Source organism: Niallia circulans NBRC 13626 (assembly GCF_001591585.1).
Classification (GTDB): Bacteria; Bacillota; Bacilli; order Bacillales; family Cytobacillaceae; genus Niallia; species Niallia circulans.
Genome location: NZ_BCVE01000006.1, coordinates 248,985 through 271,195, shown reverse-complemented (window position 1 = coordinate 271,195; position 22,211 = coordinate 248,985). Strand labels below are relative to the sequence as shown.

Here is a 22,211-nt window from a genome sequence, read left to right as displayed (position 1 = left end):
GGGATGGTAGATTTGGAAAATACAAACTTGATACTAAAGGAGATTGATCAAGTTGAAACTATATACATTAAGTGCTGTCGGAATTGTTTTGTTGATGTTTATTTGTGTATTATTTGGTATGCAGCAAGCAAATAGTGGAATTCACAAAATGAAAGGATATGAAGATGAGGGATTCCAAAGTGCTGTAGCTATAAATAAAGAGGATGGAAATTTAGAAGCGTCTGTCCTTGGACAAAATATCACTAGTCACGATCTGGATGAAAAGAAACAGCAATTAGAGGAAATGAAAGCTTTTAATTTATTGTCTAGCATCGGAAAAGGAGTAGCAGATACGATATCTTCTGTAGCAGAAAAAGGAGTCAATCTTGTTGCAGATATAATGGAAGAAAAAGAAAAATAAAAGACTGTTTAGTAAATCATTTTACTTTTCGTTGAATCTTATTCTTCACACTGCTATAATCAAAAATAGTGTACATGCGCGATTATTGTAGGAGTGAACTAAATGAACAGAGAAGAGATGTTAAAGAGACAATCAAAAATTAGAAATTTTTCTATTATTGCACATATAGATCATGGGAAATCAACTCTCGCTGATAGAATATTAGAAAAAACAAATGCACTTACAGCACGTGAGATGAAAGATCAGCTTTTAGATTCAATGGATTTAGAAAGAGAACGCGGAATTACGATTAAACTAAATTCCGTCCAATTAAAATATCAAGCAAAAGATGGCGAAATTTATACACTACATCTCATTGACACACCGGGACATGTGGATTTTACATATGAAGTATCTCGAAGCTTGGCTGCTTGTGAAGGAGCTGTATTAGTAGTGGATGCCGCTCAAGGAATTGAAGCACAAACATTGGCTAATGTTTATTTAGCGATTGATAATGATTTGGAAATTGTTCCGGTTATTAATAAAATTGACCTCCCAAGTGCTGATCCTGAAAGGGTTAGAAATGAAATTGAAGATGTTATAGGATTAGATGCTTCTGAAGCTGTGCTGGCTTCTGCGAAGGCTGGTATTGGGATAGAAGATATACTAGAACAAGTCGTAGAAAAGGTTCCTGCACCACAAGGGGATCCAGAAGCACCATTAAAGGCACTTATTTTTGATAGTTTATATGATGCTTATCGTGGCGTTGTCACTTATATACGTGTAGTGGATGGAACAGTTAAACCTGGTGATAAAATCAAAATGATGGCAACAGGAAAAGAATTTGAGGTTATTGAAGTAGGTGTATTTACACCAAAAGCAGTTAATACTGATCATTTATCTGTTGGAGACGTAGGTTTTTTAACTGCAGCAATTAAAAATGTTGGCGATACGCGAGTAGGTGATACCATCACTAATGCGAAGAACGGTGCAACAGAAGCGCTGCCTGGCTATCGTAAGCTAAATCCAATGGTTTATTGTGGTTTATATCCAATAGATAGTGCGAAATTTAATGATTTGCGTGAAGCATTGGAAAAATTAGAGCTTAATGATTCTGCATTACAATTTGAACCAGAGACATCTCAAGCATTAGGATTTGGTTTTCGTTGTGGTTTCCTTGGTTTGCTTCATATGGAAATTATTCAAGAGCGTATCGAGCGCGAATTTAAAATTGACCTAATTACTACTGCTCCAAGTGTTATTTATGATGTTATTTTGACAGATGGAACAGAAATAAAAGTAGATAATCCATCAGCAATGCCAGATCCTCAAAAAATCGACAGAATTGAAGAACCATATGTAAAAGCAACGATGATGGCACCAAATGAATATGTTGGAGCAATTATGGAATTATGCCAGCAGAAGAGAGGTGTCTTCATCGATATGCAATATATGGATGAGACTCGCGTTAAAATTACGTATGAAATTCCTTTATCGGAGATTGTTTATGATTTCTTTGACCAATTAAAATCAAATACAAGGGGATATGCGTCATTTGATTATGAACTTATTGGCTATAAAACATCGACGTTGGTGAAAATGGATATTCTGTTAAATGCAGAACAAGTAGATGCACTTAGCTTCATCGTTCATAAGGATTTTGCTTATGAAAGAGGAAAAGTTATTGTAGAGAAATTAAAAGAGCTTATTCCGCGTCAGCAATTTGAAGTGCCAATCCAAGCTGCGATAGGGCAAAAGATTGTTGCTCGTTCTACCATTAAGGCGATGCGCAAGAATGTATTGGCTAAATGTTATGGTGGGGATATTTCTCGTAAACGTAAATTGCTAGAGAAGCAAAAAGAAGGGAAAAAACGAATGAAACAAGTTGGTTCGGTTGAAGTGCCCCAAGAAGCGTTTATGGCTGTATTACGTATGGATGACAATAATACGAAAAAGTAAAATGACAATAAAAGCATTGCATGGACATTATGCAAGAAACTTGCTAATCGCAACATGGACTGCTATAAGTAAAGGGGTAGGTGCCAGGTAGGTATCGACCTCTTTTCTTATTTTAATTGAAACAAATAGGAAAAAACTTGTTAGTTAAGATAGTTTAATTAATTTAAAGGTTGTGAAAAATTGATACAAGCAGCATATATCCATATTCCATTTTGTGAACATATTTGTCACTATTGTGATTTTAATAAAGTATTTTTAAAAGGACAGCCAGTTGATGAATACTTAGACTCTCTAGAGAAAGAAATGAAGCTAACCATTGAAAAATATGGACAACAAGAACTGTCAACGATTTTTGTCGGAGGAGGTACACCAACAAGCTTATCTGCATCCCAATTAGAAAGACTTTGTGGAATGGTGAATAAAGAACTTAAGCTTCGCCCGCAGCAAGAATATACGTTTGAAGCCAATCCTGGTGATTTAACAGAAGATAAATTAAAAGCTTTGTATGAAGGAGGCGTGAACCGCCTTAGCTTTGGAGTACAATCTTTTAATAATGAGCTACTAAAGAGAATTGGCAGAACGCATAAAGCGGAAGATGTGTTTTCATCCATTGAAGCAGCTAAAAAAATTGGTTTTAATAATATCAGTGTTGACTTAATTTATAGTTTACCAGGTCAAACGTTAGAAGATTTTCAAGAAACATTAAAAACAGCATTTACATTAGATATTCAGCATTATTCAGGGTATTCTCTAATTATAGAGCCTAAAACGGTCTTTTATAACTTAATGAGAAAAGGGAAACTACCTACACCCGGAGAAGATGTGGAAGCAGGTATGTACAGCGTCTTAATGGAAGAGATGGCAAGACATGGTTTTCAGCAATATGAAATTAGTAATTTTGCGAAGCCTGGATTCGAAAGTCGGCATAATCTTACATACTGGAATAATGAAGAGTACTTTGGGTTTGGCGCTGGATCCCATGGTTATGTACATGGGAATCGCTATTCTAATTATGGACCTTTAAAGAAATACATGCAGCCTTTAGAACAAGGTGAGTTTCCGATCATGCATGAACATAAGGTAACCGCTATAGAACAAATGGAAGAGGAATTATTCCTTGGCTTAAGGGAAAATAAAGGAGTAAGTTTATCTTCATTTGAACAAAAATATAATAAAAATGTATTAGAGCTATTTGACAAGGAAATAAACGAACTAATAAGCAGAGAGCTTATTGAAATGGAAAGTGATTATTTAAAATTAACACATAAAGGCAGATTTTTAGGGAATGAAGTGTTTCAATCCTTTATTGGAGTTCTTGAATAATCATAATCTTGGTTTGTCAGGAAGTAGTATCCGAGAAGGGAAAAATTTCTTATAGAAATAAGGTTCAAATTATTGACACAGCCCCTTTGTTTTTGCTACTTTATATATAGATTTAGCACTCGTTAATAAAGAGTGCTAACAGAGGTGATTAATGTGTTAACTGATCGTCAATTATTAATATTACAGGTGATTATTGATGATTTTATTTCAACAGCACAACCAGTAGGCTCAAGGAGCTTATCAAAGAAAGAAAACATTACATTTAGCTCCGCCACCATTCGCAATGAGATGGCAGATTTAGAGGAATCTGGTTTTATCGAAAAAACCCACTCTTCTTCTGGGCGCGTTCCTTCAGAGAAGGGTTATCGTTTTTATGTTGATCATCTTTTATCGCCACAGAAATTAAAGCGTTCAGAAATATTGAGAATTAACTCACTGTTTGCAGAAAAAATATACGAATTAGAAAATATTGTGCAAAAATCTGCTAAAATATTGTCTGATTTAACAAATTATACTACTATTGTCCTTGGGCCTGCCGTTAAAGAAAATAAATTGAAGAAAATTCAAATTGTTCCTTTAAACAACCATACGGCCATTGCTATTATTGTGACAGACTCAGGACATGTGGAAAACAGAATGTTTCACTTGCCAGATTCTATTCACGCAGGGGAAATAGAAAAACTAGTAAATATCTTAAATGACCGGTTAACGGGTGTGTCGATTGATAAGCTTCATAATAAAATCTATAAGGAAGTTGCTACCTTATTGAAACAGCATATTAGCAATTATGAGTATTTTATCAACTCTCTTTCCGAAACCGTGAAAATCGATACCCATGAAAAGTTATTTTTTGGTGGCAAGACAAATATTTTGAGACAGCCTGAATTTCATGATATTACGAAAATAAGAAATTTGTTGAATATGATTGAAAAAGAGGATGGAATACCTGAGCTCATTCGTAATAACTCATCCGATATTAGTATTAAAATCGGAAGAGAAAATAATAATACAGCAATGGAAAATTGCAGCATTATTTCTGCTTCTTATCGGATTGGGAATGAGCAAATTGGATCGATTGCCATTCTTGGCCCAACAAGAATGGAATATTCACGAGTTGTGAGCTTATTAAATATATTATCGAATGACCTGACAAAAGTACTCACTAATTTGTATCAAAAGTAACTTATGTGGAATAGTTAAAAGTGTGTAATGAAGGACTAAAGTTAGTAAATTTAAGATTGGTGAATTTCTATTTGCCAATCTGCACCGTTTTATGTAATTAATCCTTTAAGGGAGGTGAACAAGTTGGCAGAAGAAAAAGCAACGAACAATGCAGAGATGGAACAACAAGCAGCACAAAAAGACGTTAAAGTCGAAGAAACAGTTGAAGAAGTTTTCGAAGAGGTAGAAGCGTCTCCTTCCAATGAGGAAAATGTAGCTGAAGAATTAAAGGCTGCTAATGAAAAAATTGCAGAGCTAGAAGCTAAATTAGAAGAAGAATCTAATCGCTATCTTCGCCTGCAGGCTGATTTTGATAATTCACGCCGCAGATCAAGGCTCGATATGGAAGCGGCTCAAACATACAGAGCGCAAAGTCTTGTCATGGACTTATTACCAAGCATCGATAATTTGGAAAGAGCATTAAAAATTGAGGCAGTAGATGAACAAACACAAAGTTTATACACAGGTGTTGAAATGGTTTATCGCGGAATCCTTGAAGCTCTCAAAAAAGAAGGTGTAGAGGCTATCGAAGCAGTTGGAAAAGAATTTGATCCACATCTTCATCAAGCAGTAATGCAAGAAGAAGTAGAAGGAACGGATTCAAACATTGTGGTGGATGAGTTCCAAAAAGGGTATAAGCTTAAAGACAGAGTCATTAGACCTGCAATGGTGAAAGTAAGCCAATAAGCGTTACATATTAAAAAATAGGAGGGAAATTTCCATGAGTAAAATTATTGGAATTGATTTAGGTACAACAAACTCTTGTGTTGCTGTACTTGAAGGTGGAGAACCAAAAGTTATCCCAAATCCAGAAGGTAATAGAACATCTCCATCTGTAGTAGCATTCAAAAATGGAGAACGCCAAGTAGGGGAAGTTGCAAAACGTCAATCTATTACAAACCCAAACACTATTATGTCTATTAAACGTCATATGGGTACGGATTATAAAGTAGAAGTAGAAGGCAAAAACTACTCTCCACAAGAAGTTTCTGCGATTATTCTTCAATACCTAAAAGGTTATGCAGAAGAATACTTAGGAGAAAAAGTAACGAAAGCAGTTATAACAGTGCCTGCATACTTTAATGATGCAGAACGCCAAGCTACGAAAGATGCTGGTAAAATTGCTGGTTTAGAAGTTGAACGTATTATTAACGAACCAACAGCTGCAGCATTAGCATATGGTTTAGATAAAACAGACGAAGATCAAACTATCTTAGTATATGACCTAGGTGGAGGTACTTTTGACGTATCTATCCTTGAACTAGGAGACGGCGTATTTGAAGTAAAATCTACTGCTGGTGATAACCGTCTTGGTGGAGATGATTTTGACCAAGTAATTATCGATTATTTAGTAGACCAATTTAAAAAAGAAAATGGCATCGATTTAAGCAAAGATAAAATGGCTCTACAACGTTTAAAAGATGCTGCAGAGAAGGCTAAAAAAGATCTTTCTGGTGTAGCTTCTACACAAATTTCTTTACCATTTATCACAGCTGGAGAAGCTGGACCACTTCACTTAGAAGTAACTTTATCTCGTGCTAAATTCGAAGAAATTTCTGCTTCATTAGTAGAACGTACAATGGGACCAACTCGTCAAGCACTTAAAGATGCTGGTCTAAATGCATCTGAAATTGACAAAGTTATCCTTGTAGGTGGATCAACTCGTATCCCTGCTGTTCAAGAAGCAATTAAAAAAGAAATCGGTAAAGAGCCGCATAGAGGAGTAAATCCTGATGAAGTTGTTGCAATGGGTGCAGCTATCCAAGGTGGCGTTATTACTGGTGATGTAAAAGACGTTGTGCTTTTAGACGTAACACCACTATCATTAGGAATTGAAACAATGGGTGGAGTATTTACAAAGTTAATCGAACGTAATACAACCATCCCTACTTCTAAATCACAAGTATTCTCAACTGCTGCTGATAACCAAACAGCTGTAGATATTCATGTGCTTCAAGGGGAACGTCCAATGGCTGCGGATAACAAAACATTAGGCCGCTTCCAATTAGCTGATATTCCACCAGCACCACGTGGAATTCCGCAAATCGAAGTTTCATTTGATATCGATAAAAATGGTATCGTAAATGTTCGTGCGAAGGATCTTGGTACAAATAAAGAACAAACAATTACAATTAAATCTTCTACAGGCTTATCAGATGAAGAAATCGATAAAATGGTAAGAGAAGCAGAAGAAAATGCTGAAGCTGATAAAAAGCGTAAAGAAGAAGTGGAACTAAGAAATGAAGCAGATCAATTAGTTTTCACTACTGAAAAAACATTAAAAGACTTAGAAGGTAAAGTGGACGAAAGTGAAGTTGCAAAAGCAAATGAAGCAAAAGATGCTTTAAAAGCGGCTATCGAGAAAAACGAATTAGAAGAAATTCGTGCGAAAAAAGACGCTCTTCAAGAAATCGTTCAAGCTCTTTCTATGAAATTATATGAAGAAGCAGCACAAGCAGCACAAGCGGCTCAAGGTGCAGACGGCGGTGCATCCGATAAAGATGACAACGTAGTAGATGCAGAGTTTGAAGAAGTAAAAGACGATAAATAAAAGAAATAAAACCAATAAAATCAATTACGTTTAGCGAAAGTCAAAGTCAGGTTATCTTGACTTTGACTTTTCTTTTCAATCAGAAGTTTTTTAGCGATAATTAGGAAAGATAGCAATAAACTATTGTACTTTAGAAAAGCAAAATGATACAATAGCATCTATGTGAAAAGAATCGGGGAGTGGTAATCAATTATGGATAAACGGGATTACTATGAAGTCCTTGGAGTCAGTAAAGGGGCTTCTAAGGATGAAATAAAAAAAGCGTATCGTAAGCTTTCAAAAAAGTATCATCCAGATATCAATAAAGAAGCTGATGCGAATGAAAAGTTTAAAGAAGTGAAAGAGGCCTATGAAGTACTGAGTGACGATCAAAAAAGAGCGCACTATGATCAGTTTGGCCATACAGATCCTAATCAAGGCTTCGGCGGTGGCGGAGACTTCGGTGGTTTCGGTGGTTTTGAAGATATTTTCAGCACTTTCTTTGGTGGTGGAGGATCAAGAAGAAGAGATCCGAATGCTCCGCGTCAAGGGGCTGATTTACAATATACGATGACACTATCATTTGAAGAAGCAGCATTTGGGAAAGAAACGGAAATTGAAATACCAAGAGAAGAAAATTGTGAAACATGTAATGGCACGGGAGCAAAACCAGGGACTAAGCCAGTTACATGTAAGCATTGTAGTGGTACTGGACAATTGAATGTGGAGCAAAATACACCATTTGGTCGTATTGTGAATAGAAGAACATGTAATTACTGTAATGGAACTGGTAAAGAGATTAAGCATAAATGTTCAACTTGTGGCGGAACTGGAAAAGTAAAAAAACGTCGTAAAATTAGTGTTAAAATTCCAGCAGGTATCGATGATGGTCAACAATTAAGAGTCTCTGGGCAAGGAGAACCTGGTATAAACGGCGGGCCAGCAGGTGATTTATATGTTGTGTTCCACATAAGAAGACATGACTTCTTCGAGCGTGATGGAGAAGATGTATACTGTGAAATGCCGATTACTTTTGTTCAGGCTGCACTAGGTGATGAAGTGGAAGTACCTACTATTCATGGCAAAGTGAAATTGAAAGTACCTGCGGGAACACAGACTGGAACAAAATTCCGCCTTAAAGGCAAAGGGATTCCAAATGTACGTGGATATGGCCAAGGTGACCAGCATGTAATCATTCGTTTAATTACACCTACAAAATTATCTGATAAACAAAAACAACTATTACAGGAATTTGCTGAAGTATCTGGAGATACTCCTCGTGGAGAAGAAGAGGACAGTTTTTTCTCTAAGGTAAAAAAAGCATTTAAAGGTGAATAATCAAAAAGGAGTTGGTAGAAATGAAATGGTCAGAAATCACAATTCATACGACAAATGAAGCGATTGAACCTATTTCAAATATTTTGCATGAAGCAGGTGCTAGTGGGGTAGTTATTGAAGATCCCTTTGAATTAATTAAAGAAAGAGAAGACCAATTCGGCGAAATCTACCAACTAAATCCTGATGATTATCCAGAAGAAGGCGTTCTAGTTAAAGCGTATTTACCAATCAATAGTTTTCTTGGTGAAACAGTAGAGGCAATTAAAGAAAATATCAATAATTTAGTACTGTTTAATATTGATATTGGATTAAATAAAGTTTCCATTATGGAAGTAAATGAAGAAGAATGGGCAACAGCTTGGAAGAAATACTATCATCCTGTTAAAATATCTGAGAAATTTACGATTGTACCTACCTGGGAGGATTATACACCAGTCCATACGGATGAATTAATCATCGAATTGGATCCAGGGATGGCTTTCGGAACAGGAACACATCCGACAACTGTATTATGTATACAGGCTTTGGAAAGAATAGTAAAAAAAGACGATGTGGTTATCGATGTTGGTACAGGATCTGGTGTGCTAAGTATTGCAGCAGCCATGCTGGGAGCTAAATCTGTGCTTGCTTTAGATCTGGATGAAGTGGCTGTCCGTTCTGCTAAATTAAATATTAAATTAAACAAAGTTCATGAGAAAACATCTGTCCGTCAAAATAATCTTTTAAGTGGTATAGAGGAACAGGCAGAGGTAATTGTTGCAAATATTTTGGCAGAGGTAATTGTTCGTTTTACAGATGATGTTTATCGTTTACTTCAAAAAGATGGTTTCTTTATTGCTTCTGGCATCATTCTTCAGAAAAAAGAAGAAGTAAAGGATGCTATTATCGCATCAGGCCTAGAAATAATAGAAACAGTACAAATGGAAGATTGGGTAAGCATTACCGCTCAGAAAAAGAGTTAATAGAAGAAAAACTTTCACAGCAACAAGCTAAAAGAGTAAGCGTATATTCAAAAGGAAAAAAGGAAGTTTCGTCTTACGATTCTTCCTTCTCTATTGCTTAAAAGAAAGTAGGAATTCGATTGCAGCGTTATTTTGCTAAAAACGAAGAGGATACATTTTTTATTCAAGAGGACGATTATCATCATATTGTACGTGTGATGCGAATGGATATTGACGATGAAATATATTGTGTCAACAGTCTTCAGCAGGCAGCACGGTGCAGAATAGAAAAAATTTCCGAAAACGAAGTCATTGCAAAAGTGGTACAATGGTTAGAAGGAGAAATAGAATTACCTATTTCGGTTTCTATTGTGAGCGGACTGCCAAAAGGGGATAAGCTGGAATGGATTATCCAAAAAGGAACAGAATTAGGCGCTTTTAAGTTTATCCCTTTCATCGCAGCTCGCTCTGTCGTTAAATGGGATGAGAAAAAGGGTGGAAAAAAACTAGTTCGCTGGAATAAAATTGCAAAAGAAGCAGCAGAACAATCCCACCGAACCATGATACCAGAAGTAAGTTCTCCAATTAGTATAAAAGAGTTGATAAAACTTTCAGAAGGTTATAATGTAAAATTAATAGCCTATGAAGAAGAGGCAAGAGAAGGCGAATCGTCTGTGTTAACGAAAAGCTTGGAATCGATGACAAAAGGACAATCTATCCTTGCGGTATTCGGCCCAGAAGGTGGCCTGACTGAATCAGAAGTAGCATTATTAAAAGAGCATGGTTTTGTGACATGCGGACTTGGTCCAAGAATATTAAGAACAGAGACTGCACCATTATACCTATTGTCTGCTGTATCTTATCATTTTGAATTGATGGAGTGATAAAAATGCCAACAGTTGCTTTTCATACTTTAGGATGTAAAGTAAACCATTATGAAACCGAAGCGATCTGGCAGTTGTTTAAACAACAAGGCTATGAACGTGTAGAATATGAAAATATATCTGATGTATATGTTATTAATACATGTACCGTTACAAATACAGGAGATAAAAAGAGCCGCCAAGTAATTCGTCGTGCAGTTCGTAAAAATCCAGATGCAGTTATTTGTGTTACAGGGTGTTATGCCCAAACTTCTCCAGCAGAAATTATGGCTATTCCTGGAGTTGATATTGTAGTTGGTACACAGGATCGCGTGAAAATGCTAGAGTATATTACGCAGTATAAAGAAGAAAGACAACCAATAAATGCTGTTGGAAACATTATGAAAAATCGTGTGTACGAAGAAATGGATGTCCCTGCTTTTACGGATAGAACAAGAGCTTCCTTAAAAATCCAAGAAGGATGCAATAATTTTTGTACATTCTGTATTATTCCATGGGCACGGGGATTGATGCGCTCAAGAGATCCGCAAGAGGTTATTAAGCAAGCACAGCAATTAGTGAATGCTGGTTATAAAGAAATTGTATTAACAGGAATTCACACAGGTGGATATGGCTCAGATATGAAGGATTATAACTTAGCTAATTTACTGCGTGATTTAGAATCCCAGGTAAAGGGTCTAAAGCGCCTTCGTATTTCTTCTATCGAAGCAAGCCAAATAACAGATGAAGTGATTGAAGTCTTAGATAAATCAAAAATAATTGTAAATCATCTTCACATCCCGATTCAATCTGGATCGGATACTGTTTTAAAAAGAATGAGAAGAAAATATACAATGGAATTCTTTGCCGAAAGAATTACAAGATTAAAAGAAGCCTTGCCAGGATTGGCCATTACCTCTGATGTAATCGTTGGTTTCCCAGGAGAGACAGAAGAAGAGTTTATGGAAACTTATGATTTTATTAAAGAACATAAATTCTCTGAATTGCATGTGTTCCCATATTCAAAACGGACAGGAACACCTGCTGCGCGAATGGATAACCAAATTGAGGAAGATGTAAAGAACGAACGAGTACATCGTTTAATTTCGCTTTCTGATCAATTAGCAAAGGAATATGCGTCTAACTATGAAGGCGAGGTAGTAGAAGTTATTCCAGAGGAAGTCTACAAAGAAGATGGCAATGGAAAGCTTTATGTTGGATATACAGACAATTATTTAAAAGTAGTTTTCCCAGCAACAGAAGAAATGGTTGGGAAAATTGTGAAAGTCAAACTAACGAAAGCAGGCTACCCTGTAAATGAAGGACAATTTGTCCGTGTTTTAGAGGAAGTAGAAGATCAAGCTGCGATTGTTTCTTAAGTTTAGCCAGCTACAATTGTTTCCTTTTTGTTTTATAAAATTAATTTTAATAACTTTAATATGGAAGCTCTTTGTTCGTTCAAAGAGCTTGGCATATATTTTTAATTAGTACATATATCAAAGGAGAATCTTAATGAACATTGCTAAAATGATTGATCACACTTTATTAAAAGCTGATGCGACGAAAGAACAAATTGTGACTCTTTGTGAAGAAGCTAAGCAATACACATTTGCTTCTGTCTGCGTAAATCCAACATGGGTCAAAGCTGCAAGTGAATTGCTTAATGGAACAGAGGTAAAGGTATGTACAGTGATCGGTTTCCCTTTAGGAGCATCTACTTCAGCAACAAAAGCATTTGAAACAGAAGATGCCATTAAAAATGGGGCAACAGAAGTAGATATGGTTATTAATATTGGTGCTTTAAAGGATAAAAATTATGATTTAGTTAAAGAAGATATTAAAGCGGTAGTGGATGCGGCAAAAGGTAAAGCATTATCGAAAGTAATTATTGAAACTAGTCTCCTAACAAATGAGGAAAAAGAAATTGCTTGTAAATTAGCAGTAGAAGCAGGAGCTGACTATGTAAAAACATCAACAGGTTTCTCAACAGGCGGAGCAACTGTTGAGGACATTACATTAATGAGAAAAACGGTTGGACCAGATATAGGTGTGAAAGCTTCTGGAGGTGTACGCAGCAGTGAAGACACGGAGAAAATGATTGCTGCTGGAGCTACTAGAATCGGAGCAAGTTCTGGAGTTGCAATCGTGAATGGTTTGACAAGCAATAGTGATTATTAATATATCCTTTAAAAAAACCTTAGAAAACAAATAGGTGTTTTCTAAGGTTTTTTTGTCAATTTATCGCTGCGTTTATTAATAACTTTCCATATAAATTTTTCGATAATTACTCGGGGTAGTGTTCATGATTTTTTCGAAGTTTCGATTAAAGCTGCGAATGTTTCGATAGCCAACCATATCGGCAATTTCGGTAATTTTACTATCCGTTGTTTTTAATAATTGAGAGGCTAACGTTACACGATGCCCATTTACAAAATCAACAAATGGTATATGCAGTATTTTTGTGAAAAATCTTGATAGGTAGGAATAATCGTATCCAAATTTTTGTGATAAATCTTTTAAGGAAAGTTCCTCGGTAAAATGATTTTGGATATAGTTGAGTAAATCATGTAATAAATAATCATCTCTCCGCGTTTCCTCTTTGAAAGAAGTTTGATTTAGCAATTCCGCACAAATTAAGTACAGAACCCCTTTTTTGGCAAACAGCGAACTATTATTGTTGAAGAATATCTCCTTTATCATCTCTCTTGTGGCAGCCTGTAACTGGAATATTGGATGAATTAAGTCTTTGTTTTTACTAAGCTGATAAAATTGATTAACCAATTCTGGAGAAAAGACATAAATCCAGGAGTGATTTTTCTGATTACTTTGTAAACTATGTATTTGATTCGAAAGAATGAGAGCGTTTTCTCCTTCGTGAAGAGTATAAGATTTATCTTGTATGGTAAGCTCCAGTGTGCCTTCATCAACCATCACCAGTTCCAAGCTGCGATGAAAATGAGGAAGGTTGGTAGGATTGAATGCTGATATACGATCAAAATCTCCATTTTGTCCAAAATAATTTGATTGATAGTATAACATTCAATGTACTCCTTTCAAGTCAAATTTTGTCCATAATTATACAATTTAAGTACTAGTTACGTCAAACCTTCGTGACTAAAATTAATCTGTGATAAGAAAAGGTTTTCTCTTTTCTTATTATAGTATGTTGCATAACAATATAAAATGGTAACCGTTCACATTTATTGCGTTCATTCATGGCTAAAAAGGAGGATTAAGATTAAGTCATTTGCAGCCTGGTTGTAATAATTGGAGAACAATGCCAAGGATGGGAGAGAAAGTGAAAATGAATATAAACCTTGTATACACGCCCTTACATGTTTTAAGAGATATTATTGATTTTACTTAGTGAAAAAATTTTACCAAGCCAGTTAAAGGTAAATATCCATCATTAAGGAGGAATAAAAATCTCCTCCTCTGAAAGTTTATTTAAAAGTATATTTAGCTATCTTTTGAAATATTATTTTGGAAGTAAACAAATTAAAAAAAGAAAGAGTGTAGATTCCTATTGAATAATTACCAATGGATTTGGAGTTACGTAAAGAAGAATAAGAAAAAAGTAATTGTTGCATCCTTGATTTTATTAGCAAATTCTTTCTTTGTAGTGATTATTCCTATTTTAAGCGGAAGATTGATTGATGAAGTCATTGAGAATAATCAAGTCCAACTCTTAGTACCCATTTTACTAGCGATGATAGGAGCGACACTGATCAGAACCGTTACTCGATACATCTACCAAATGTTATACGAACATGTTGGTCAAGATGCACAGTTTGATATAAGACAAGATATGTATAAAAAGCTTCAAGAGCTTGATTTTGACTTTTTTAATCATAATAGAGTAGGAGATATTATGGCGAGAATGACAGGTGATATGGACGCTATACGCCATTTCGTTTCATGGGTCTGCTATAATATCGCTGAATGTGTTATCTGGTTTGTCGTTGCCATTATCGTAATGATGAACATTGATTGGAAATTAACGTTAGCATTACTCGCTGTTACACCGTTTATCTTTATTTTTACACAAAAAATGTCCAAAGCAGCTCATCCAGTATTTCTAGAAATCCGTGAAAGTTTTTCCAGACTGAATTCCATGGTGGAAGAAAATATTAGCGGCAACCGAGTAGTTAAGGCATTTTCCCGGGAAGAGTATGAAATCGAAAAGTTTAATCATTTTAATGATGATTATCGAAAACGTAACCTTATTTCTGCTAATGTTTCTAAAAAATATTTACCATGGCTGGACGGATTTGCCGGAGTATTAGCTGTTATTACTTTATTATTAGGTGGCTTATTTGTGATTCAGGGGAATATGTCCATAGGTGACTTGGTTGCATTTAACGGGTTTATGTGGCTCTTAAATATGCCAATGCGCATGAGTGGATGGTTGATAAATGATGTACAGCGATTTAATGCATCTTGTGTAAAAATTAGAAATTTATTAATAACGGAACCACAAATTATGGTAGAAGACAAAAAGAAAGGCAAGAAAATTGCTGGATATGTAACGTTTAAAGATGTCTCTTTTGCGTTTTCCGATGACCCTGAAACCCCTATCTTAAAAAATGTATCCTTTACCGTCCGACCGGGGCAAACTGTTGGGATTTTAGGGGAAACTGGATCTGGTAAATCAACGCTTGTTAATTTAATTGCAAGATTCTATGATCCAACAGAAGGAGAAGTATTAATTGATCAAATAAATGCAAAAGTATGGCCAGTGAGGAAGCTTCGCGATCAAATTTCGATGGTTATGCAAGACATTTTTTTATTTTCAAATACTATTGAGGAAAATATCTCCTTTGGAAAACCATATTTAAACATGGAGCAAATTCAACGCGTGGCAGCAATTGCCGACGCCCATAACTTTATCGTTAAAATGCCGGAGGGATACGATACAATCGTAGGAGAGCGCGGAGTGGGATTATCTGGTGGTCAAAAGCAAAGGATCTCCTTAGCAAGAGCATTAGCGAAGGATCCATCTATCTTGATATTGGATGATACAACATCAGCTGTAGATATGGAAACAGAAAGTAAAATCCAAAAGGAATTAAATCAGTTGACACAAGATAAAACAACCTTCATAATTGCACACCGTATTTCATCTGTAAGGGATGCAGACTTTATTTTAGTTCTTGATAAAGGGGAAGTGAAAGAACAAGGGACGCATACAGAACTTGTTGCGAAAAAAGGGATGTATTACGATGTGTATAGAAGACAATTAGGATTAGTAGAGCAGGAAGAAGGAGGAGCAGCCATTGGCCCGTAATAAATTTAATGTCGACGAAGAATTAGAGACCGAATTTAACTGGAGTCACTATAAACGAATCGGTGCTTATATTAAACCTTATAAGAAGGCATTGTTTATTACATTGCTAATCATCTTAACAGCCAACGTGGCAGGAATGCTCGGTCCGTTTTTTACAAAAATAGCAATTGATGAAATTATCCCAGATAAAAATATTCCATTATTAATCGGGATTAGTATTTTATTTGTTCTTTCTCTATTTGTAATTGGTATATGTATGCGGTATCGCATTCAATGGATTACTCAGATTGGTCAAAATATTCTAAAGGATATGCGTTTAGATATTTTTCAGCACTTACAGAAGCTGCCCTTTTCCTATTTTGATAATCGCCCTCATGGGAAAATCTTAATCAGAGTTGTTAATTATATTAATACATTAAGTGATCTATTAAGTAATGGGCTGATAAACCTGATCTCTGATATCATCAGTGTAATTATAACGTTAATGTTTATGTTTGCCATCAACGCAAAACTAACATTATATAGTTTAGCACTTCTGCCGATTTTAGGAGTATTAGTATGGGTAATCAAAAATATGCAGAGAAAAGCGTATCAAGTGTTAAGCAATAAACAATCTAATATGAATGCCTATATTCATGAAAGTATTGCCGGCATAAAAATTACGCAATCCTTTGCAAGGGAAGAAGAGAATTTTGAAATTTTTGATGAAGTAAGCAATGAAACCCGAACATCTTGGCTTAAGGCAGTTTCAATCCAGTTTCTTCTATGGCCAGGTGTTCAAAATATCTCTGTTTTAACAACAAGTTTAATTTACTTCGTAGGAATACGGCAAATTGGGGTAGATGTTAGTACAGGTACACTTGTAGCGTTTATTGGCTATGTCAATAATTTCTGGAACCCAGTTATTAATATGGGGAACTTCTATAATGCGCTTATCACTGCTTCTGCTTATTTGGAACGTATTTTTGAAACTCTGGATGTTGAACCAGATATTAAGGATCAGCCAAAAGCAATCCCAATGCCAACGATTAAAGGGAATGTCACCTTTGAACGAGTTACCTTCCGTTATGAAGAAGGGAAAAACATACTTAGTGATGTCAGTTTTCATATTAATGCAGGTCAGAGTATCGCTTTAGTCGGCCCCACAGGTGCAGGTAAATCTACTATTATAAATTTGTTAAGTAGGTTTTATGATGTAAATGAAGGCAGTGTCAAAATTGATGGGATTGATGTAAGAGATGTAACATTAAAATCTTTACGGTCGCAAATGGGTGTGATGCTTCAAGATACCTTTGTATTTTCTGGAACCATTCTAGATAATATTCGCTATGGGAAGCTAGATGCAACGGAAGAAGAAGTGATTACCGCAGCTAAAATTGTTAGAGCACATGACTTTATAAAAGACTTAAAGGATGGATATCATACTGTTGTAGAAGAAAGAGGTAGTACTTTATCAGCGGGACAAAGGCAGTTAATATCTTTCGCAAGAGCCCTCTTGGCTAATCCTAAAATATTGATATTAGACGAGGCAACCAGCAGCATTGATACAAAGACGGAAGAACTTCTCCAAGAAGGAATTACTGAATTGTTAAAAGGAAGGACATCCTTCATCATTGCCCATCGTCTATCAACAATTAAAAATAGTAGTCAAATATTTTATGTGGATGGTGGGAGAGTTGCAGAAAAAGGCACACATGATGAGTTAATGGCACAAAAAGGATTGTATTATCATTTATATCAATCACAATATGATTTATTGAAGGTTATGTAAAAAAGGGCTGCAGACATATATCCATGTTTGCAGCCTTTTATAGCATTTCACCCCAATCCATCAGCTGTGTAATCGCATAATCAATTTGCCAAAGCGCTCCGCAAAGGGGAGAACTAGGAGCGAAGATAGAACATTAAATAACAGGCTTGCATGAGCTAATTGAACATCCATTTCTGCTGTCATATTTTTGACAATAGCAGCTAAATCATTGATAAACGGATAAAACAAAATGACCCCTCCAATATTTAACCAAATATGGGCATAAGCACAAAGTTTTGCACTTTTTTCTGTTCCTATTGATGCTAAAAAAGAAGTTATACAGGAACCAATATTAGATCCCAACATAATGGCTATAGCAATTTCAATCGGAAGCAATCCTGCTGATAAAAAGCCCATTATAATACCAATTGTCGCTGTACTTGATTGGATTAGGGCAGTTATAATAATGCCGACTACAAGGGCGATGAAAGGACGGTCTGCTAATGAAAGGAAAAACGAATTTAGAGCAGGATGATGTTCCATCATCCCAGCAAAATATTTAAAACCTCGCATTGTTGTAAAGACAATCGACATACCGAATAAAATGAAGCCGATACTTCTTAATTGATATTTGTTAATGATGATCAAGAGCACACCTAGGATGGCAAGCGGAAGTAGATAATTATTCATGTTAAACGTAATAAATTCAGTTGTGAAGGTGGTTCCGATATTTGTTCCTAAAATAATCCCGATAGATTGAGGAAAGGTTAAGACTCTTGCTGAAATTAGTCCAATCGTTAAAACCATAACGGCAGCGCTGCTTTGAAGAAGTGCTGTAATAATGATGGAAACAATTAACCCCTTCCATGGCTTATCTGTTAATTTTTCGAGCGAGTTTTTTAATGATTGAGAAGATAAATTAAATAAACCTGTCCGTAAGAGAGTCATCCCATAAATAAATAAAAGGATAAGGATAATAAAAAGTATAAGATAAATCATTCTAGGCTTCCTCCTTATTAGAACTATATGAAATAAAGAAGGTGGACATGTCATTTTTAGCTAATTAATGATGACAAAACTAGCTTCTTATACTAGATTTGACAGGGTGTTTAAAAACATGACTAGAGGGAAAAATACAAAAAGAGAAGGGATCGGAGGGAGAAAAAGGCTAATTCCTTGTATAAAACACCTTTTTTTTACGTTTTTTTAAAACAATTTGTCTAACAAGGTCAAATACAGTTGACCTTGTAACTTTGATATATTATAATGTCAAGGTACATGGAAACCATGTTGATGTTAGTGTGTTGTGTTCGGAGGGAGGGAAAGAGAATGTCTAAAACCGTCGTTCGTAAAAACGAATCGCTTGAAGATGCTCTTCGTCGCTTCAAACGTTCAGTATCAAAAACTGGTACTTTGCAGGAAGCTAGAAAGCGCGAATTCTACGAGAAACCAAGTGTGAAACGTAAGAAAAAATCAGAAGCAGCAAGAAAACGTAAGTTCTAAGAGAGGGTGTAGCAAAATTGAGTCTTCTCGAACGCTTAAATAATGATATGAAGCAAGCGATGAAAAACAAAGAAAAAGATAAACTAGTTGTAATTCGAATGATTAAGGCTGCCATTCAGAATGAAAGTATTAAGCTTGGTAGAGATCTTTCTGAAGAAGACGAGTTATCTGTCCTTTCTCGCGAAGTAAAACAACGCAAAGACTCCCTCCATGAGTTTGAGAAAGCAGGTCGTGAAGATCTTGTTGACAAAATACGTGCGGAGTTAAAACATGTTGAAATATATATGCCAGAACAACTTTCAGAAGAGGAGCTAGCAGAGATTGTGAAACAAGCAATCGCTGATACTGGAGCTTCTTCAAAGAAAGAAATGGGAAAAGTGATGGCTGCTTTAATGCCTAAAGTAAAAGGAAAAGCAGACGGTTCACTAGTAAATAAACTTGTACAACAACACCTTTCATAAATAAGTTTATGTTTTAAAGGCTGCAGATTATATCTGCAGCCTTTTTACATAGTTAAAAGATTTTCTGTTTTATCCATTTCTAATATAACATATAATAAAATTAGATGATTTTTATTAAATATAGTTAGATCTGTTAATTTCCTTTGCAGGACCATATTTTGTCCTTTGTTTTTTTCGATTTAAACGATAGAAATTATTAATTAAATAAAAATTAAAAAAATGAAACTTTTTATTTAGTTAAACGTATACATAGCCATAACATTTTTCTATTACCATTTGGAAAGGAGGGAAAATTTGAGAAGACAAAAGAAAATATTGTTGATCCCTCTTCTTTTTATTTTTTTTCTATCCTTCATACCTAGTATCATTTACGCTAATAATGAAGAAAAAGTATATGTAGTGCCAATAAAGGATACGGTTGAAAAAGGTTTAAGTCAGTTTGTAGATCGGGCAATTACCGAAGCAGAAGAAAATCAGGCTAGTGCGATAGTCTTTGATATGCATACACCTGGTGGAGATATATCTGCTGCTATTGAAATAGGAAAGAGAATTGCAGAAACTGACATAAAAACGGTTACTTTTATTAACCAAGATGCCATTTCTGCTGGTTCCTATATTGCATTAAATACCGATGAAATCTATATGGTGGAGGGAGGCAGAATAGGATCCTCTGGGGTGATAGACGGACAAGGGAATGCAGCAGATGAAAAGGCTCAGTCTTACTGGATTTCTGCCATGAAAGGGGCAGCAGAAAAAACAGGAAGAGATCCACTTTATGCAATGGCGATGGCAGATAAATCTATTTCCATTCCAGGTATGAAGGAAGCTGGCAAGTTTTTAACTTTAACTTCATCTGAAGCAGAAGAAATAAACTATTCCAATGGTACGGTAAATAGTTTAGAGGATGTGCTAGATCATTTAGGGATACAGAACGCAAAGATAGAAAAGGTTGATGAAAGCTTTGCAGTGAAAATTGCAAGGTTTGTAACAAATCCTATTATCATTCCTATATTATTATCAATTGGAAGTTTGGGATTAATCATCGAATTATATTCACCTGGGTTTGGACTGCCGGGAATAGCGGGAATTTCTGCTTTATTGCTCTTTTTCTATGGGCATCTAGTTGCAGGACTTGCGGGATACGAAAGTCTCATTCTCTTTGTGATTGGAATCCTTTTGATTATACTGGAGTTCTTTGTCGTCGGTGGAATAGCTGGAGCAATTGGGATTGTTTCTGTCATTGCTAGCATGTTTCTTGCAAGTGGAGATATTGCGGTCATCGGGATAAGTCTAGCAATCGCAATAGGGGTTTCCATTATAGCATCTATCTTATTAGTAAAGGTGTTTGGTAGAAAAATGAAATTCTTTAAAAAAATAATTTTAACAGACTCAACCAATACAGAAAGTGGGTATGTTTCTAATCAGAACCGCAATGATTTGATGGAGAAAACAGGCGTTACCTTAACTGCCTTACGTCCTGCCGGAGTCATACTTATTGAGGATGAAAGAATCGATGTGGTGAGTGATGGAAGTTTTATTGATAAGGGCAAGAAAGTAAAAGTAGTAAAAGCAGAAGGTTCAAGAATTGTTGTAAGGGAAATACTAACGATAGATATACAAAAGGAGGATGAGTAATGCTAGTAGGCGGATTTGAAATATTTTGGATTATTGTTGTAGTATTGGCAATTATTTTATTAGGGGTGCTATTAACATTTGTGCCAGTAATGCTCTGGATTTCTGCTTTAGCAGCAGGAGTGAGAATTAGCATTTTCACATTAGTAGGGATGCGTTTAAGAAGGGTTATACCAAGTCGTGTTGTAAATCCGTTGATTAAAGCCCATAAAGCGGGATTAAATGTAACAATCAATCAATTAGAAAGTCATTATCTTGCTGGTGGTAATGTTGATAGGGTAGTAAATGCGCTGATTGCTGCCCATCGTGCCAATATTGAGCTATCATTTGAAAGATGTGCTGCAATTGATTTAGCAGGACGTGATGTATTAGAAGCAGTGCAAATGAGTGTAAATCCTAAAGTAATTGAGACACCTTTTATTGCTGGTGTAGCGATGGATGGCATTGAAGTAAAAGCAAAAGCAAGAATTACAGTGCGTGCCAATATTGAGAGACTAGTAGGGGGAGCTGGAGAAGAAACAGTTGTAGCCAGAGTTGGGGAAGGGATTGTTTCGACAATTGGTTCTTCTGATAATCATAAAAAAGTATTAGAAAATCCAGATATGATTTCTCAAACAGTTTTAGCTAAAGGGTTAGATGCTGGTACAGCTTTTGAAATTCTATCGATTGATATTGCGGATGTAGATATCGGTAAAAACATTGGCGCTGAATTACAAACAGAGCAAGCAGAAGCAGATAAGAAAATCGCTCAAGCAAAAGCGGAAGAGCGTAGAGCGATGGCTGTTGCCCAAGAACAAGAGATGAAAGCAAAAGTTCAAGAAATGCGTGCGAAGGTTGTCGAAGCAGAAGCGGAAGTTCCTATGGCTATGTCTGATGCGTTGCGTTCAGGCAATATTGGAGTAATGGACTATATGAATTTACAAAATATCACGGCTGATACAGAAATGAGAGGCTCGATCGGTAAATTAACAGATGACCAGAAAAATAAAGATGATAATGAGTAAACTTTAAGAAAGGGAGGGAA

General features: G+C 35.7%; 19 protein-coding genes. 17 read left to right on the top strand and 2 right to left on the bottom strand.

Annotation, left to right across the window (positions count from 1 at the left end; translation table 11 throughout):
• Positions 1-52 precede the first annotated feature (52 nt).
• The 11 genes from BCI01S_RS10465 (at position 53) to deoC (ending at position 12,732) form a co-directional block, all read left to right on the top strand.
• Positions 53-400, top strand: a complete 348-nt coding sequence (locus BCI01S_RS10465) for a DUF3679 domain-containing protein (RefSeq protein ID WP_047941314.1) — start codon at positions 53-55, stop codon at positions 398-400.
• A 102-nt stretch (positions 401-502) separates the two neighbouring features.
• Positions 503-2,338, top strand: a complete 1,836-nt coding sequence (gene lepA, locus BCI01S_RS10460) for a translation elongation factor 4 (RefSeq protein WP_061798621.1) — start codon at positions 503-505, stop codon at positions 2,336-2,338.
• A 180-nt stretch (positions 2,339-2,518) separates the two neighbouring features.
• Positions 2,519-3,661, top strand: coding sequence for a radical SAM family heme chaperone HemW (gene hemW / locus BCI01S_RS10455; protein ID WP_061798619.1), 1,143 nt, complete (start codon positions 2,519-2,521; stop codon positions 3,659-3,661).
• Between the two features lie 153 nt (positions 3,662-3,814).
• Positions 3,815-4,843 (top strand): heat-inducible transcriptional repressor HrcA, encoded by a 1,029-nt coding sequence (hrcA, locus tag BCI01S_RS10450; protein WP_061798617.1) that lies wholly within the window; start codon positions 3,815-3,817, stop codon positions 4,841-4,843.
• 123 nt (positions 4,844-4,966) lie between these two features.
• Positions 4,967-5,569: a nucleotide exchange factor GrpE gene (gene grpE / locus BCI01S_RS10445; protein ID WP_172885240.1), complete on the top strand. Its 603-nt coding sequence runs from the start codon at positions 4,967-4,969 to the stop codon at positions 5,567-5,569.
• A gap of 34 nt (positions 5,570-5,603) precedes the next feature.
• The gene (gene dnaK / locus BCI01S_RS10440) at positions 5,604-7,433 is read left to right on the top strand and encodes a molecular chaperone DnaK (RefSeq protein WP_047941310.1); all 1,830 of its coding nucleotides are present in this window, start codon (positions 5,604-5,606) and stop codon (positions 7,431-7,433) included.
• 192 nt (positions 7,434-7,625) lie between these two features.
• Complete coding sequence (dnaJ, locus tag BCI01S_RS10435) at positions 7,626-8,750, top strand: molecular chaperone DnaJ (RefSeq protein ID WP_047941309.1); 1,125 nt, start codon at positions 7,626-7,628, stop codon at positions 8,748-8,750.
• A gap of 20 nt (positions 8,751-8,770) precedes the next feature.
• On the top strand, positions 8,771-9,712 hold the full coding sequence (prmA, locus tag BCI01S_RS10430) for a 50S ribosomal protein L11 methyltransferase (RefSeq protein ID WP_047941308.1): 942 nt from the start codon (positions 8,771-8,773) through the stop codon (positions 9,710-9,712).
• A 119-nt stretch (positions 9,713-9,831) separates the two neighbouring features.
• Positions 9,832-10,575, top strand: coding sequence for a 16S rRNA (uracil(1498)-N(3))-methyltransferase (locus BCI01S_RS10425; protein ID WP_047941307.1), 744 nt, complete (start codon positions 9,832-9,834; stop codon positions 10,573-10,575).
• 5 nt (positions 10,576-10,580) lie between these two features.
• Positions 10,581-11,933 carry a tRNA (N(6)-L-threonylcarbamoyladenosine(37)-C(2))-methylthiotransferase MtaB gene (gene mtaB, locus BCI01S_RS10420; RefSeq protein ID WP_061798615.1) on the top strand — a complete coding sequence of 451 codons (1,353 nt, stop codon included), beginning with the start codon at positions 10,581-10,583 and terminating at the stop codon, positions 11,931-11,933.
• Between the two features lie 133 nt (positions 11,934-12,066).
• Positions 12,067-12,732, top strand: coding sequence for a deoxyribose-phosphate aldolase (gene deoC / locus BCI01S_RS10415; RefSeq protein ID WP_061798613.1), 666 nt, complete (start codon positions 12,067-12,069; stop codon positions 12,730-12,732).
• A gap of 75 nt (positions 12,733-12,807) precedes the next feature.
• On the opposite strand, the gene BCI01S_RS10410 is transcribed toward deoC, so the two are convergent.
• Positions 12,808-13,593, bottom strand: a complete 786-nt coding sequence (locus tag BCI01S_RS10410) for an AraC family transcriptional regulator (RefSeq protein ID WP_047941304.1) — start codon at positions 13,591-13,593, stop codon at positions 12,808-12,810.
• Between the two features lie 487 nt (positions 13,594-14,080).
• Between BCI01S_RS10410 and BCI01S_RS10405 the strand changes: the two genes are divergently transcribed.
• Both BCI01S_RS10405 and BCI01S_RS10400 read left to right on the top strand, forming a co-directional pair.
• Positions 14,081-15,841, top strand: coding sequence for an ABC transporter ATP-binding protein (locus tag BCI01S_RS10405; RefSeq protein ID WP_061798611.1), 1,761 nt, complete (start codon positions 14,081-14,083; stop codon positions 15,839-15,841).
• Positions 15,831-17,612, top strand: coding sequence for an ABC transporter ATP-binding protein (locus tag BCI01S_RS10400; RefSeq protein ID WP_061798609.1), 1,782 nt, complete (start codon positions 15,831-15,833; stop codon positions 17,610-17,612). The genes BCI01S_RS10405 and BCI01S_RS10400 overlap by 11 nt, the downstream gene beginning before the upstream one ends.
• Positions 17,613-17,672: 60 nt before the next feature.
• Here the strand turns inward: BCI01S_RS10400 and BCI01S_RS10395 are convergent, their stop codons facing one another.
• Entirely contained in the window at positions 17,673-18,590 is a 918-nt protein-coding gene (locus BCI01S_RS10395) for a Na/Pi symporter (protein WP_047941301.1), read from the bottom strand.
• 330 nt (positions 18,591-18,920) lie between these two features.
• Here BCI01S_RS10395 and rpsU point away from each other — a divergent pair, with 330 nt between their 5' ends.
• The 4 genes from rpsU to floA all read left to right on the top strand — a co-directional run bounded on the left by rpsU (position 18,921) and on the right by floA (position 22,191).
• Entirely contained in the window at positions 18,921-19,094 is a 174-nt protein-coding gene (rpsU, locus tag BCI01S_RS10390; RefSeq protein WP_003152957.1) for a 30S ribosomal protein S21, read from the top strand.
• 17 nt (positions 19,095-19,111) lie between these two features.
• On the top strand, positions 19,112-19,555 hold the full coding sequence (locus tag BCI01S_RS10385) for a GatB/YqeY domain-containing protein (protein ID WP_047941300.1): 444 nt from the start codon (positions 19,112-19,114) through the stop codon (positions 19,553-19,555).
• A gap of 294 nt (positions 19,556-19,849) precedes the next feature.
• Positions 19,850-21,190 carry an NfeD family protein gene (locus tag BCI01S_RS10380; protein WP_061798607.1) on the top strand — a complete coding sequence of 447 codons (1,341 nt, stop codon included), beginning with the start codon at positions 19,850-19,852 and terminating at the stop codon, positions 21,188-21,190.
• The gene (gene floA, locus BCI01S_RS10375) at positions 21,190-22,191 is read left to right on the top strand and encodes a flotillin-like protein FloA (RefSeq protein ID WP_047941299.1); all 1,002 of its coding nucleotides are present in this window, start codon (positions 21,190-21,192) and stop codon (positions 22,189-22,191) included. The genes BCI01S_RS10380 and floA overlap by 1 nt, the downstream gene beginning before the upstream one ends.
• Positions 22,192-22,211 lie beyond the last annotated feature (20 nt).